The organism is Allokutzneria sp. A3M-2-11 16, assembly GCF_024213555.1.
In the GTDB taxonomy this organism is placed as follows: domain Bacteria; phylum Actinomycetota; class Actinomycetes; order Mycobacteriales; family Pseudonocardiaceae; genus Allokutzneria.
This window is the reverse complement of the sequence record NZ_JANAVO010000001.1, coordinates 1741662-1755873: the sequence shown is the minus strand read 5'-3', so window position 1 is coordinate 1755873 and position 14212 is coordinate 1741662. Positions and strand designations below refer to the sequence as shown.

Here is a 14212-nt window from a genome sequence, read left to right as displayed (position 1 = left end):
ACGCCCTCAATGACTCGTTCAGGGCGCTCAACTCCCCGAACGACTCGTTCGGGGCGTCCCGTACCGTCTCGCGGGTGACGGACGTGGTGCTCGCGCTGGACGTCGGCGGCACGAAGATCGCCGCCGCGCTCGTCGACGACCGGGGCACGATCGTGCGCGAAGCCCGGCGGCCGACCGCGGCCGGAGGTTGGGCGGCGGCACGGGAAGCGGTCGAGGACGTGCTGCGCGGCGAGGTCGTGCGAGGTGTCGGCATCGCCTGCGCCGGGCCGATCGATGCGGTCGCGGGCACGGTGAGCCCGATCAACATCGCGGGCTGGGAGGACTTCCCGCTCGTCCGCAAGGTCGCCGATCTGGTGCCGGGAGTGCCGGTGCGGCTCGCCGGGGACGGCGTCTGCATGGCGCTCGGCGAGCACCGTTTCGGCGCGGGCCGAACCAGCGATCACCTGCTCGGCATCGTGGTGTCCACCGGCGTCGGAGGTGGGCTCGTGTTCGACGGCAAGCCCTTCGGCGGGCGCACGGGCAACGCGGGCCACATCGGCCACGTCGTGGTCGAGCCCGATGGCGCGCCCTGCACCTGCGGCGGCCGGGGCTGCGTGGAAACCGTTGCGGCAGGCCCACATCTGGTGCGCTGGGCGAGGGAACACGGCTGGATCGGAGACGACGCGGGCGACCTCGCGGAGTCGGCGCGCGCCGGGGACGAGGTGGCCCGCGCCGCCTTCGAACGCGGTGGGCGCGCGGTCGGGCTGGCCATCGCGGCGACGGCCGCAGTCTGCGACCTCGACCTCGTGGTCATCGGTGGCGGTGTCGCGGAGGCGGGCGAACTCCTCTTCGACCCGGTCCGCAGAACGCTGGCCACCCACGCCGGACTGTCCTTTTTGGACAAACTGACGGTGGAGCGGGCCGAGCTCGGCCCGCGCGCCGGGCTCGTCGGCGCCGCGGCGCTGGTCGGTTAGGCGGACTTCTCCGGGGACCAGGCACGCCCCAGCACCAGGTTGCCGAAACCCATCCAGGACAGGTTCATCAGCCTGCGCGCCATCGCCTTCGGGCTTTCCTCGGGGTGCTCCAGCCACCACTCGGCCAGCGCCTCCCCGGCACCGGTCAGCGCTGCGGCCAGCGGCTCGGTCCTGCCCTCGGCGAACGCCCCGACGCCCTCCCGGCCCGCGGCGCGGTCGAGCAGCGCGGAGATCATCGCGACCGCCCGGCGCCTGCCCTCGGCCAGTTCGGCCGCGAACGGGGCGCCCTGGGTGCCCGCCTGGCGGTGCAGCACCTGCCAGGAGTCGCGGTTCTCCCCGACGAAGGTGAAGAACGCCAGCACTCCGCGCCAGAGCTGCTCCTCCGGGTCGAGGTCGACGTCGACCACGCCACCGATCGCCTCCATCAGCCGGGTCGCCTCGCGCTGGATGCACGCGGCGAACAGCTCCTCCTTGGAGCCGAGGTACGCGTAGATCATCGGCTTGGAGATGCCCGCGACGTCGGAGACCTCGTCCATCGACGCGGCGTGGTAGCCGCGTTCGGAGAACACCCGCACGGCGGCGTCGAGGATCTGCCGCTCGCGCACGGCGCGCGGCAGCCGCTTGGCGCGCGGCGGAGGGGTCGCCCCCGCCACGTCCTTCTTGGTCATGCACCCACCTCAACGGTGTCTTGGGACCTCTTGCGACCGAACCTACTCAAAAGTAGTCTTACTCATCAGTAGGTAAGCCTGGAGGTGCGCTGTGCCGAACACCGACCCGATCGCCGCCCTCGCCGAGGTCGACCCGAAGAAGATCAGCAACGACGAGTTCGTCGCCCTGCTCGCCGCGGCATCGGACCTCGCGGACAGCGGAGCCGAGGTCGATCTCAGCTCGCTGGAGCCACAGAAGTTCGCTCGCCTGGTCTCCCGCGCCTCCAAGGATCAGATCGATGCCGTCATGGTTCGTCCGGAACTGCGGGTCAAGGTACTGGATGAGGTCTTCAGGAGGATGGGAACGCACTTCCGCCCCGACCGCGCCGGTTCGACCACGGCGGTTGTGCACTGGCGGATCACGCGGCCCGAACCGGACACCTACGACCGCTACGAGATGGTGGTCGACTCCGGCGAGTGCACCGTGAACAAGGACAACGCGGCCGAGCCCCGCGTCTCCGTCACGGTCTCCCCGCCGGACTTCCTCAAGCTGGTCACCGGCAACGGCTCCGCCCCGGTGATGTTCATGACCGGCAAGCTCAAGATCAAGGGCGACCTCGGCTTCGCCGCCGGGCTGATGAACCTCTTCGACGTCCCCAAGGCATGATCCCCGAGACTAGGGAGCTGACGTGACCTTCTCGCTCGAACTGTCCGAGGAGCAGACCGGGCTCAGGGACTGGGTGCACGGCTTCGCCGAGGACGTCGTGCGCCCGGCCGCCTCGGAGTGGGACGAACGCGAGGAAACGCCGTGGCCGGTGATCCAGGAGGCCGCCAAGATCGGGCTGTACGGCTTCGAGTCGCTGGCGACCTGCTACGCCGATCCGACAGGGCTGTCGCTGCCGATCGTCAACGAGGAGCTGTTCTGGGGCGACGGCGGCATCGCCATGGCGATCATGGGAACCGGCCTCGCGGTCGCGGGCATCTTCGCCTCCGGCAGCCCGGACCAGCTCGCCGAGTGGGTCCCGCAGTGCTACGGCGACGTGGACGACCCGAAGGTCGCCGCTTTCTGCTCCTCCGAGCCCGAGGCGGGCTCTGATGTCTCGGCCATGCGCACCCGCGCCGTCTACGACGAGGCCAAGGACGAGTGGGTGCTCAACGGGCAGAAGGCGTGGGCGACCAACGGCGGCATCGCCAACGTGCACGTGGTCACCGCCGTCGTCGACCCCTCGCTGAAAGCGCGCGGGCAGGCCGGGTTCATCGTTCCGCCGGGTACCCCCGGCCTGGTCGGCGGCAAGAAGATCAAGAAGCACGGCCTGCGCGCCTCGCACACCGCCGACGTCTACCTCGACGACGTCCGCGTCCCCGGCTCATGCCTGTTGGGCGGCAAGGAAAAGCTCGACGCGCGCCTGGCTCGGGCCCGCGAGGGCAAGAAGGCCGAGGGCCAGGCGGCGATGGCCACCTTCGAGGTCACCCGCCCCACCGTCGGCGCCATGGCCGTCGGCATCGCGCGCGCCGCCTACGAGTACTCGCTGGAGTACGCCAAGCAGCGCGTCACCTTCGGTCGGCCGATCATCGAGAACCAGTCCATCGCGTTCACGCTCGCGGACATGAAGATGGAGATCGACGCGGCGCGGCTGCTCGTCTGGCGGGCGTCGTGGATGGGCCGCAGCGGCCAGAAGTTCACCAGCGCCGAGGGCTCGATGTCCAAGCTCAAGGCCGGGGAGGTCGCGGTCTGGGCCACCGAGCGCGCCATCCAGATCCTCGGCGGCAACGGCTACACCCGCGAGCACCCGGTGGAGCGGATGCACCGCGACGCCAAGATCTACACCATCTTCGAGGGCACTTCGGAGATCCAGCGCCTGGTGATGGCGCGGGCGATCTCGGGGATGCACATTCGCTGATGGTCCTGTCCGGTCGCCATACCGCGCTGGCGGCCTCGTGAGCGGGCGGTGGATCCCGGTTCCCCCAGGACGGGATCCACCGCCCGTTCCCTTGCTAGCGCAGCTGCGCGGTGACGAGCTCGCCGAGCGCGGCCTGGCCGTCCTTGTTCAGGTGCAGCACGGCTTCCTGGCCCTCCTCGTTGGGCGCCAGGGCATCGAAGCCGCGGTAGTACGGCGCACCCGACTCGCACTGCGAGTGCCCGGCGAACTCCTTGCCCAGGTTCACCGAGTCGACGTACGGGCTGACGAACGTGGCGCCGGCCGCCTTGGCGGTGACGCGCAGCGTCATGTCCAGCGCGCTGACGACCTTGTTGCCCTCAGCGCGCTCCTCGGCGGAGAACACGGTGGGGGCGCAGATGGGGTCGGCTGCGGCGGCGCCGTTCGCGCCCGCGGTGAGCTGACGGCCGTAGCCGACCAGGACGACCTTGGCCTTGGGGCTCTTGGCCTTGATCTCACCGAAGAGGCCGAGCAGGTTCTTGCTCATCGCGGGCAGCTGGTCGGTGACGGACTTGCCCGCCTTCGAGCAGTCGCCCTGCATGCACAGGCCGCCGAACTCGACGTACTTGATGTCGTTGGCGCCAACGGTGAGCAGCACGACGTTCGTGTTCGGCTTCAGCGCGTCCAGCTGGGCGGGCTGGCTCTTGAACGTCGTGCGCATCTCGTTGATGCCCGCTCCGCTGCACGTGGCGTTGCGGAACTCCACCGTGCGGCCCGCGGCGCGCAGCTTCGCGACAGCGACCTCGGAGTAGGAGTTGGAGCTGCGCCAGCAGGTGTGGTGGGTACCGCGGTGGTAGAGCCCGGCTCCGGTACCCGAAGCGGTCGAGTCGCCCAGTGCCACCACGTTCAGCGGGGCGGCCGGGGTGGCGGAAGCGGCGGCACCGAGGCCGCACGCGGTGAACGCGGCGGCCAGGACGGCAGCCGTGAAAGTGCTCTTCTTCAACTTTGCTCCACTATTAGAAGCGCGTCAGTCGCGCCCAGCCGTCGATACGGCATGACAAAAGACGACGAATTTACGCGATCGCTTGAGGAACAATTGACCTGAACGTCATCTCTGCGAAAGCGTAACCGGATTCGGGGAACATGGCGACCCAGGTTTCATCCCAGAGCGAAGTGTCACCAGAATAGGTTTGGCCGCTTTAGGTTGCGTTGTGAGGGGTGTGATCTCGGGAACGGTACGGGCACTGCCGGTGGCAGGAGAACGGCGCACCGGCCGTACGGCGAAGGCCGGGCGGTTGGTTACCGCCCGGCCTTCGTGGCTTACGAATACCGGACCGGGACCTCGGAGAACACGAGCCATCCGGCACGCGGTAGCGGGGCTACCACTTAATCTTGGTGTCTGCCACCTTCTTGGCGCACCCGGTGTTGATCCAGCCGGTCGCACCGGCGTAGCGCACCTTGTACCAGGAGTCGGAGTTGTTGCCGTGGCAGAGGATCTCGTTGTACTTCTCCTGCTTGTACAGACGGCAGCCGTAGCCCTGGCCATCGGGGTCCCAGATCTGCGTCTCGTAACGGAAGCCGTAGGCCGTGACGGTGGTGCCACTGGGGATGGAACGCAGGCCGGTGGCGCTCTTCTTGGGGTCGGTCCGCAGCAAGACGGCTGTCGTGGTCTTCACCTTGCCCGCGGTGCAGCTCGGCGCGGCCTTCGCCTGGGCGACCGCGGCCGTGGGCAGCGTCAGGGCTCCGGCGGCGACCGCCAGAACCGCAGCGAGAGCGAATCGTCGCATGTTCATCGTTGTCCTTCCGTGAGGCGAAAGCCCCGGCGAGACTGGCCTATGCGTGCTGAATTGGCCCGACTCGGGTCTGCGGAAGAGTATCCGCATCCGGAAATTCTGGGGCGAGCGTCACCGGAATAGGTGTAGCCGCTTTAGGTTGCCTTGAGCGGGGTGTGATGTCGGGAACGGTACGGGCACTGCCAATCCGGCTCGGTCAGCCGCCCTGAGAAGTGCCGGGCGGGCTGCGCGTACTCGTAGTGCGTGAAGCTCGGGTTGACCGAGCCGTTGTTCGCGACCTCGCGGGCCCGGATTCGTTCCTGAAGGGAGACGAACTTCTCGCCCAGCGCCATGAACTGCTGGTTCGACGTGATCGCCAGGGCCGGGCGGGAGAAGCGCCGGGTCGCCCGTGACGATCCGGGATGCAGTGCGGCGACGAAGAAGGCGTGCGCGCCGACGTGGAAACCGAAGTTCTGCTGCGTCGGATCGGAAGACGCTCCCGGCTGCGGGCCGTAGGTCCGGCTGTCGATGTCGTGCACGAGCTGGAGGTGCCGCCAGACCGTGCGCTCGAATGCCAGCTCGTCCATCGGGCCCGGACCGTCGAAGGTGGCGACGAACGTCAGGAAGCTCGTGCCGGACAGCTTTCCGGGCAACTGGAGCGCGTATTCGAGGAGGTCTTCGTGGTGCAGCCGCGCCGAATCCGGATCACCCAGCACGGGGTAGTGGTGGTGGGTGAGCGATCCGCGTTTGAACGCCGCGCGTGCGCCGAGGCAGCTGAACTCCGTGCTGTGCAGGAACTGGTCCAGTTCGGCGCGGACCTCGCCTCGAGGAGCGGACATGGGCTGAGTCAAACACCGGCTCCGCCGGTCGAGCCGCAACTCTGGGGAAACGACCAGGTGGAGCGGGGTCCCGTGACCACCCCCAGGGCCACGGGACCCCCAGGGCTAGGCGGCGACGGGTGTTGCCGCGCGCCAGTACTCGCCGTAGGCCGCGGCCTCCCTGGCGAGCCACTCGTCGAAGTCCCGCCACTGGCGCTTGCGCGGCAGGTGCATCAACCGCGACCGGCGGACGTCGATCACCAGGGGCCTGCCGCCGGGCAGGATCGCGGGCATCTCCAGCTGCATCAGCCGCAGCACCGAACACGCCGCGGCTTCGGTCAGCGGCTCGTCCTTGAGCCACAGGTAGGTCGCGTAACCGTGCTTCCCGTCCACGAGGCCGAGGTGCGGCCGCACGCGCACCCGCACGTCGTCGAAGACGCACTCACCGATGCCGACCTCGGTCAGCGCGGGCTTCCAGTCCTCGGTGAGGCTGCACCAGCCCTCGGCGTTCTCCTCGTAGCTGCGCCGCTTCTTCGGGTGGGCGTTGTCGATCGCGGTGATCAGCTCGGCCAGGTCGTCCCCGGACCGCCGTCCCGCCTGGATGGCGTCGAGCAGTTCCAGGTTGTACCTGATCGCCCACACGTTCCTGCTTTCGTGCATGTAGCGGTGCCTGCGCACGCGCTGCGCCTTGTCCGGTCCTGGCGCGTTGTTGTAGTCGATCCAGAGCGAAGTGGGGATGTGCTGCTCCATCCCGTACCTCCTTGACCAGCGGAGCCCCAACACCGGTGACACTACGGACGGGGTCTGACATTCCCGGGGGCAAAAGCCCAGGTCAGCGCAAACGCGCCTAAAATTTTCGGATGAGTTTCCTGAGGTCGGTCATCCTCTTCGCGTTGTCCGCGCTCACCGAGATCGGCGGCGCCTGGTTGGTCTGGCAGGGCGTGCGCGAACACCGGGGTTGGCTCTGGATCGGCGGCGGCGTGCTGGCGCTCGGCGTCTACGGGTTCGTGGCGACCCTCCAACCCGACGCCAACTTCGGCCGGGTGCTCGCGGCCTACGGCGGCGTGTTCGTCGCGGGCTCGCTGGTGTGGGGCATGGTCGTGGACGGCTTCCGCCCGGACCGCTGGGACGTCGTCGGCGCGCTGATCTGCCTCGCCGGAGTCGCGGTGATCATGTACGGCCCCCGTTGACCTGGCACAACGCCTTCTCCAGTGCGGCGAAGCCCGGCGCGAGGAACTTCCCGGACGACCGGTCGAGCACCTGGGCGTTGACCGAGAAGGTGAACTGCCGCCGCCCTTCCTCCCTGGCGAAGGTGAAGGTCATGAAGCCCGGGATCGACCCGGTGTGCCCCCACGCCGCACCGCACGCCAGGTCGACCCGCTCCACACCCAGGCCATAGCCGGGAAAAGCGGGGTTGCCGGTCGGAACGGTCTGCTGCATCTCCTTGAGCAGCGACGCGGGAAGCAGCTTCCCGGACAGCAACGCCGAATAGAACCGCTGGAGGTCCTCGGTGGTGGAGAGGAGGCCGTAAGCGGCCCAGGCGAAAGACGGGTTGATCTCCGTCAACGGCTCCAGTTTCGGTTGTGGGTCAGGGTTCTGCGTGATGTCACCGTGCAGGTAGTAGCCCGTCGCGTGCGGCCCGACGATGCGCGGGAACGTCGTCGGGAGGTAGCTCGACCGCATTCCGGCAGGCCGCAGGACCCGCCGCGCCAGCTCCTCGCCGACCGGCTTCCCGGTTGTCCTCTCCACCAGACGGCCGAGCACGACGTAGTTGGTGTTGGAGTACTTCCACCCCGTGGTTCCCTTGTGCCGCAAGGCAATCTCGATCAGCTCGTCCGGCGTGAACGTGCGCCCGCCGTAGACGCGGGGATCGGCGAACACCGGATCGGAGAGGTAGTCGGGCAGCCCGCTGGTGTTGTTCAGCAGCGCCCGCACGGTGATGTCCTCCAGCACCGGCTGGTCCAGGCTGAGGCGACCCTCGTCGACGAGTTGCAGCACAACGGTCGCGACCAGGCTCTTCGTGACGCTGCCCGCCCGGAACCGCGCGTCGCGGGGCACCGGAGTCCTGCGGTCGAGGTCGCCGAACCCGCTCCGGCCGATCCACGTGCGGTCTCCGTCGCGCAGCTGGGCGACGACCCCGGGAGCGCCGTTCTTCGTCATCTCGTCGAGGCTCGCTTGCAAGCCCGGATTCGTTGGTGCGACAGGGGAAACGGCGAGAACGCCCGCCAACACGACTCCGATGAGGTGCATGCGGCGCAGGGTAGGGACGCGTTCTTGGCAGCCTTCTCAGCACAGAACGAAGCGCCCCCGCGGAAACGGGGGCGCTTCGCACAGCACAGCTGTCAGTACGTGATCGCCACCGACGGGTCGGCCATCAGCGCGCCGACGTCGGCGAGGAACTGCGAACCCTGCTGGCCGTCGACCACGCGGTGGTCGAAGCTCAGCGCGAGCTGGCAGACCTTGCGCGGCACCACCTGGCCGTCCACCACCCACGGCATGTCCCGGATCGCGCCGAAGGCGAGGATCGCGGACTCACCGGGGTTGATGATCGGCGTCCCGGTGTCGATGCCGAAGACGCCGATGTTGGTGATGGTGAACGTGCCGTTGGCCATGTCCGCGGGCGAGGTCTTGCCGTTGCGCGCGGTCGTGGTCAGCTCTTCAAGAGCCACGCACAGCTCGCGCAGCGACATCGCGTCCGCGTCGCGGACCTTGGGCACCACGAGCCCGCGCGGGGTCGCCGCGGCGATGCCGAGGTGCACGTAGTCCTTGTAGACGATCTCGTTGCTCGCCGCGTCCCAGGTCGCGTTCACGTCCGGGGTGCGCCGGGCCGCGAGGCAGACCGCCTTGGCCGCGAAGGCCAGCGGGGTCAGCTTCACGTCGCGGAACTCCGGCGAGCTCTTCAGCCGCGCGCGCAGTTCCATCATCGGCGTCACGTCGATGGTCAGGAACTCGGTGACGTGCGGGGCGGTGAACGCGCTGTCCACCATCGCCTGGGCGGTGGCCTTGCGGACGCCCTTGATCGGCACCCGCCGTTCGCGCGCGCCCGCGGGAACGGCGGCGGTGACCGGAGCCGCAGCCGCAGGTGCCGACGCGGCGAGCGAGACGTCCTCGCGGGTGATCACGCCGTCCGGGCCGGAGCCGTTGAGCTCGCGCAGGTCGACGCCGAGGTCCTTGGCCAGCTTGCGCACGGGTGGCTTGGCCAGCGGAACCCAGTCCGTCGCGAGCGGCGGCAGTTCGGACACCGCGGGCGTGATCGGTTCCGGTGAGAACGGGGCGACGACCGGCTGCGACACCGCCGCCGCGACCGGCTCGGGAGCCGGAGCGGGCACGGATGCGCCCTTGCGCGGGCGGCGCTTGGCCGCTGTCGAGCGCGGGCCGTAGCCGACCAGCGTGGCGATCCGGCCGCCCGGCATCTCCTCGCCGATCTTGCCGGAGCCGTTGCTCGCCTGCGTCGACTCGGCCGGGGCCTGAGCGGGCGGCGCCGCGGTCGCGGGCGCGCCGCCGGGGTCGGTGTCGATGGTGATGATCGGGGTGCCGACGTCGAGGGTCTGCCCCGCCTCGGCCAGCAGCTCGGTCACCACGCCCGCGTACGGGCAGGGCAGCTCCACGGCGGCCTTGGCGGTCTCGATCTCGACGATGATCTGGTTGACCGTGACCTCGTCACCCGGCTTGACGTGCCAGTTCAGGATCTCGGCCTCGGTGAGGCCTTCCCCGACGTCGGGCAGGGGGAAGTGCTTGTACTGCGGCATTGACTGCTTCCTCCCTTACCAGGACAGCGACTGGTCGACGGCGTGCAGGACCCGGTCGAGATCGGGGAGGAACTCCTCCTCCAACTTGCTCGGCGGGTACGGGGTGTCGAAGCCGGTGACCCGGAGGACCGGAGCCTCAAGGGAGTAGAAGCACTCCTTCTGCACCTGGGCGATGACCTCGGAGGAGATCGAGGACTCGCTCGGCGCCTCGGTGACCATCACCAGGCGGCCGGTGCGCCGCACGGAGTCGAACACCGGGCCCAGGTCCAGCGGCGACAGCGTCCGCAGGTCGATGACCTCCAGGTCCAGCCCGTCCTCGGCCGCGGCGGTCGCGGCCGCCAGGCAGGTCTTGACCGAGGGGCCGTAGGTGGCCAGCGTCGCCGTGCTGCCGCGGCGCAGGACGCGCGAGGCGAACAGCGGCTCCGGCACGAGCGAGGTGTCCAGCTCGGCCTTCTCGTAGTAGCGCGCCTTGGGCTCGAAGAACAGCACCGGGTCGTCGCAGTCGATGGCCTGCTGGATCATCCAGTAGGCGTCCACCGGGTTGGAGCAGCTGACCACGCGCAGGCCCGCGGTGTGCGCGAAGTAGGACTCCGGCGACTCCGAGTGGTGCTCGACCGCGCCGATGCCGCCGCCGAAGGGCACGCGCACCACGATCGGCACCTTCACCCGGCCCTGGGTGCGGTAGTGCAGCTTCGCCAGCTGGCTGACGATCTGGTCGAAGCCGGGGAAGATGAAGCCGTCGAACTGGATCTCGGCGACCGGGCGGAACCCGCGGATGGCCAGGCCGATCGCGGCGCCGATGATCCCGGACTCCGACAGCGGGGTGTCCAGCACGCGCTGCTCGCCGAAGTCCTTCTGCAGCCCGTCGGTGATCCGGAAGACGCCGCCGAGCTTGCCGACGTCCTCACCCATCACGATGACCTTGGGGTCGCGCTCCATCGCGGCGCGCAGCCCCATGTTGAGCGCCTTGCCCAGGGTGGTCGTCTTCGGCGGCTGGCCGGTGGCACCGGGTGCGTTGTTCATCGTCGGCGCGGCCATCAGTGCCCACCTCCAGCGGTGGAGTCGGCGAATCCGGACAGGTAGGCCTGGTACTCCTCGCGCTGGGAGCGCAGGGTCGCCGGCTCCTCCGCGTAGACGTTGCTGAAGATCCGTTCCGGACCGGGGTCCGGCAGGTTCATGGTGTGCTCGCGCAGCCGCGCGGCCAGCTCGTCGGCCTCGGCCTGGACGCCGTCGAAGAAGTCCTGGTCGGCCAGCTGCTGCTTGATCAGGTAGACGCGGACCCGCTCGATCGGGTCCTTCAGCTTCCACGCCTCCAGCTCGTCGGAGTGCCGGTAGCGGGTGGCGTCGTCGGAGGTGGTGTGCGAGTCCATCCGGTAGGTGAAGGCCTCGATCAGCACCGGGCCGTTGCCGTGCCGGGCCTCGTCCAGCGCCCAGCGGCTGACCGCGAGGGTGGCCAGCACGTCGTTGCCGTCGACGCGGATGCCGCGGAAGCCGTAGCCGAGCGCGCGCTGGTAGAGCGGGACGCGGGTCTGCCGCTCAAGGGGCTCGGAGATCGCCCACTGGTTGTTCTGGCAGTAGAAGACCAGCGGCGCGTCGTAGACCGCGCCCCACACCATGGCCTCGTGCACGTCGCCCTGGCTGGTCGCGCCGTCGCCGAAGAAGCAGATCGTGGCTTCCCCGTCGTCGTCGCCGACCTTGCCCTCGAACTTCTGGCCCATGGCGTAGCCGGCCGCGTTCAGGCACTGGTTGCCGATGACGATCGTGTACGGGTGGAACCGCTTCTCCTGCGGGTCCCACGAGCCGTGGTCGGTGCCCCGCCACATGCCCATGATCTCGGTCGGGTCGATGCCGCGGCACCAGGCGACGCCGTGCTCGCGGTAGCTCGGGAAGGCCATGTCGGTGGGGCGCATCGCGCGGCCCGCACCGATCTGTGCGGCTTCCTGGCCGAGCAGCGGGACCCAGATGCCGAGCTGGCCCTGGCGCTGCAGCGCGTTGCCCTCACGGTCGGCCCGGCGCACGAGGACCATGTCGCGGTAGAGCCCGCGGATCTCCTCGGCGGTGATGTCGATGTCGAACTCGGGGTGGTGCACCCGCTCACCCTCCGGGGTGAGCAACTGCACGAGATCGGCTCCACCTTCGGTGGTCGCGCGCAATCCAGCGATGACCTGCTCCGCGGTCGGTCGGGCTGCGGTCGCAGCGGGGGCTACCTCGTTGGACGCGTCCGGCGGGGTTCCCGGAGGCTGCGTCCAGAAGTCCGGCGACGACATGCGTCTTCTCCTCGTGGTTGACGCCGCACCTCCCGCTTGTGGCGGTACGGCGCGACTACGCCGGTGGGTGCGAACTCCCACCTGATCAGGTGGGGTCAGCCCCGTCGACGATGACGGATCGCATTGCCGCCATCCTGACACGGCAAAGGCATGATCCGTGAGCCCTGCCACATGTGGCTTACGTATCAGCTGTCCACGGTTTTCCACACCACGCGGTGCCACGGCTCGGGCCCAGCCTTGCACGCCCGTGTGCACCGCTGATGGGTTACCCGAGCTTACCGGCGAGTAACCGATGTGTTGCTTCTTTGCGCACTGTAAAGATATTCGATTAGTAAATTACTTAACGTGCTCTATCCAGCACCGGCGGTAGATCGAGAGCATGTCCTCCCCGAAATGACTTTGAGGAGGATCGGGCGTGCGAAAGCCGATCCGACGCCTTTTGACGATCTTCGCGGCGGCCGCGGTCGCGCTGCCCGCCGCACTGGCCGCCCCGGCGTCGGCCGCCCCGGCCCCGACCGTCGTCGCCGAGGAGCGCGTCGACGCGCGCACCCTCGACCTCACCGTGGACTCGCCCGCGATCGGCCAGAAGGCCAACGTCCGGCTGCTGCTGCCGGACGGCTGGGACAACCGGCCGTCCGGCAAGACCTGGCCGGTGCTGCTGATGCTCGGCGGCTGCTGCTGGAGCGACGGCGACGGGCACGAGAGCTGGGTGCAGAAGACCGATATCGAGACCTACCCCGAACTGCGGAAGGTCATCGTCGTCCAGCCGATCGGCGGCAAGGCCGGGTACTTCAGCAACTGGAAGCAGGCGGGCGGCCCGCGGTGGGAGGACTTCCACCTGGACGAGGTGCTGCCGCTGGTGGAGAAGAACTACGGCGGCGGCAAGAAGCGCGCGATCGCCGGGCTGTCCATGGGCGGGTTCGGCGCGCTGTCCTACGCGGGGCGCAGGCCAGGCATGTTCGCCGCGGCGGCCTCCTATAGCGGCACCGTGCACACGCAGCTGTTCATGCTCGGCCCGTCGAGCGTGCAGGCGGTCCTGATCGGCCAGGGCCTCGACCCCAACGGCCTGTGGGGCGACCCGGTGAAGGATGAGAAGACCTGGGCCGCGCACAACCCGGCCGAGCTGACCGACAACCTCAGGAAGATCCCCGTCTACCTCTCCTCGGGCAACGGTGAGGCGGGGCCGCTCGACGCGCCCGGCACCGGTTTCGACGTCAAGGAGAAGACGATCGAGGGCATGTCGCAGCTGGTCGCGACCAAGCTGCTGCTCTCCGGCGGCAAGGTGCAGACCTCGTTCTACGGCGAGGGAACCCACGCCTGGCCCTACTACGGCCGGGAGCTGAAGAACTCGCTGCCGATGCTGATGGGCGCCCTCGGCGTCTGACCCAGCGGAGTTGGGTTGAGGACAAAAAAATGTGGCCCCCGAAGGGGCCACCCTGTTGGCCGTAACCAACGTCGTTAGGTCGATAGGATAGCCGCCCTCAGCCCGGCTAATCAACCTTGGAGGCTCGCGTGGGTCGCGCCGTCTTCTACGTGGACGGCATGAACGCCTACCACGGCATCCGCAGCAAGTACGGCCGTGAGTTCCTGTGGCTGGACTGGTTTGCTCTCGCCCAGCAGATCCGGGTGCCGGACGAGATCCTCACAGTCCGGTACTTCACCACCATCGTCGCTGGTGAACCTGATGCTGCCCGACGTCAGGAAACCTACCTCGCCGCACTCACCGCGCATCGGCCCAAAGTGCAGGTAGTCCGCGGTCGGTACCAGAAGAAGACCTTCAAGTGCCGCTCTTGTGGACATCGCTGGACCTGTGGCTGTGAGCCGCCCGTTGCGTTCCGCACCTACGAGGAGAAGTTGACTGACGTCGCGCTGGCGGTGTCGATGGTCAAGGACGCGGCCGAGGGCTACGGCGACACATCCGTGTTGATCTCCACCGACAGCGACCTCAACCCCGCCATCATCGCCACAGCCGAGATCTCCCACAGCGAACGATCCACCTCGCGTGCCCACCCGGTCGGCAACCACCGTCGAGGAGCTTTCCGCCAAACGTGGTGCCGTTCCTCATCAGCCGGGATCACCTGCTCGCATCGCTGCTGCCCGACGAGGTGAGTACCGAGAGCCGCACCTAC

General features: G+C 68.8%; 15 protein-coding genes. 6 read left to right on the top strand and 9 right to left on the bottom strand.

Annotated features, from left to right (window positions below; genetic code table 11):
- Positions 1 to 74 precede the first annotated feature (74 nt).
- Positions 75 to 953, top strand: a complete 879-nt coding sequence (locus NLX83_RS08880) for an ROK family protein (protein ID WP_254234350.1) — start codon at positions 75 to 77, stop codon at positions 951 to 953.
- On the opposite strand, the gene NLX83_RS08875 is transcribed toward NLX83_RS08880, so the two are convergent.
- Positions 950 to 1621: a TetR/AcrR family transcriptional regulator gene (locus NLX83_RS08875; protein WP_254234349.1), complete on the bottom strand. Its 672-nt coding sequence runs from the start codon at positions 1619 to 1621 to the stop codon at positions 950 to 952. The two genes, NLX83_RS08880 and NLX83_RS08875, sit on opposite strands and share 4 nt — an antisense overlap.
- 91 nt (positions 1622 to 1712) lie before the next feature.
- On the opposite strand from NLX83_RS08875, the gene NLX83_RS41805 reads away from it, so the two are divergent.
- On the top strand, positions 1713 to 2267 hold the full coding sequence (locus tag NLX83_RS41805) for an SCP2 sterol-binding domain-containing protein (protein ID WP_254234348.1): 555 nt from the start codon (positions 1713 to 1715) through the stop codon (positions 2265 to 2267).
- A gap of 22 nt (positions 2268 to 2289) precedes the next feature.
- Complete coding sequence (locus tag NLX83_RS08865; RefSeq protein ID WP_254234347.1) at positions 2290 to 3501, top strand: acyl-CoA dehydrogenase family protein; 1212 nt, start codon at positions 2290 to 2292, stop codon at positions 3499 to 3501.
- A gap of 94 nt (positions 3502 to 3595) precedes the next feature.
- Here the strand turns inward: NLX83_RS08865 and NLX83_RS08860 are convergent, their stop codons facing one another.
- The 4 genes from NLX83_RS08860 to NLX83_RS08845 form a co-directional block, all read right to left on the bottom strand.
- Positions 3596 to 4480 carry an SGNH/GDSL hydrolase family protein gene (locus NLX83_RS08860; protein WP_254234346.1) on the bottom strand — a complete coding sequence of 295 codons (885 nt, stop codon included), beginning with the start codon at positions 4478 to 4480 and terminating at the stop codon, positions 3596 to 3598.
- Between the two features lie 376 nt (positions 4481 to 4856).
- Positions 4857 to 5264, bottom strand: a complete 408-nt coding sequence (locus tag NLX83_RS08855) for a hypothetical protein (RefSeq protein WP_254234345.1) — start codon at positions 5262 to 5264, stop codon at positions 4857 to 4859.
- 140 nt (positions 5265 to 5404) lie between these two features.
- The gene (gene gntA, locus NLX83_RS08850) at positions 5405 to 6088 is read right to left on the bottom strand and encodes a guanitoxin biosynthesis heme-dependent pre-guanitoxin N-hydroxylase GntA (protein WP_254234344.1); all 684 of its coding nucleotides are present in this window, start codon (positions 6086 to 6088) and stop codon (positions 5405 to 5407) included.
- 105 nt (positions 6089 to 6193) lie between these two features.
- Positions 6194 to 6817 carry a hypothetical protein gene (locus NLX83_RS08845; RefSeq protein WP_254234343.1) on the bottom strand — a complete coding sequence of 208 codons (624 nt, stop codon included), beginning with the start codon at positions 6815 to 6817 and terminating at the stop codon, positions 6194 to 6196.
- 110 nt (positions 6818 to 6927) lie between these two features.
- Here NLX83_RS08845 and NLX83_RS08840 point away from each other — a divergent pair, with 110 nt between their 5' ends.
- A complete protein-coding gene (locus NLX83_RS08840; RefSeq protein ID WP_254234342.1) occupies positions 6928 to 7257 on the top strand; it encodes a YnfA family protein in 330 nt (109 codons plus the stop codon).
- On the opposite strand, the gene NLX83_RS08835 is transcribed toward NLX83_RS08840, so the two are convergent.
- The 4 genes from NLX83_RS08835 to pdhA all read right to left on the bottom strand — a co-directional run bounded on the left by NLX83_RS08835 (position 7238) and on the right by pdhA (position 12083).
- Positions 7238 to 8317, bottom strand: a complete 1080-nt coding sequence (locus NLX83_RS08835; RefSeq protein ID WP_254234341.1) for a serine hydrolase domain-containing protein — start codon at positions 8315 to 8317, stop codon at positions 7238 to 7240. The genes NLX83_RS08840 and NLX83_RS08835 overlap by 20 nt on opposite strands.
- 92 nt (positions 8318 to 8409) lie before the next feature.
- A complete protein-coding gene (locus tag NLX83_RS08830; protein WP_254234340.1) occupies positions 8410 to 9816 on the bottom strand; it encodes a dihydrolipoamide acetyltransferase family protein in 1407 nt (468 codons plus the stop codon).
- A 15-nt stretch (positions 9817 to 9831) separates the two neighbouring features.
- On the bottom strand, positions 9832 to 10854 hold the full coding sequence (locus NLX83_RS08825) for an alpha-ketoacid dehydrogenase subunit beta (protein ID WP_254234339.1): 1023 nt from the start codon (positions 10852 to 10854) through the stop codon (positions 9832 to 9834).
- Positions 10854 to 12083 (bottom strand): pyruvate dehydrogenase (acetyl-transferring) E1 component subunit alpha, encoded by a 1230-nt coding sequence (gene pdhA / locus NLX83_RS08820; protein ID WP_254234338.1) that lies wholly within the window; start codon positions 12081 to 12083, stop codon positions 10854 to 10856. Before pdhA ends, NLX83_RS08825 begins: the two co-directional genes overlap by 1 nt.
- Before the next feature lie 415 nt (positions 12084 to 12498).
- Here pdhA and NLX83_RS08815 point away from each other — a divergent pair, with 415 nt between their 5' ends.
- Together NLX83_RS08815 and NLX83_RS08810 are read left to right on the top strand one after the other, a co-directional pair.
- The gene (locus tag NLX83_RS08815) at positions 12499 to 13467 is read left to right on the top strand and encodes an alpha/beta hydrolase (RefSeq protein ID WP_254234337.1); all 969 of its coding nucleotides are present in this window, start codon (positions 12499 to 12501) and stop codon (positions 13465 to 13467) included.
- A gap of 128 nt (positions 13468 to 13595) precedes the next feature.
- The gene (locus NLX83_RS08810) at positions 13596 to 14192 is read left to right on the top strand and encodes an NYN domain-containing protein (RefSeq protein WP_254234336.1); all 597 of its coding nucleotides are present in this window, start codon (positions 13596 to 13598) and stop codon (positions 14190 to 14192) included.
- The last annotated feature ends 20 nt before the right edge of the window (positions 14193 to 14212 follow it).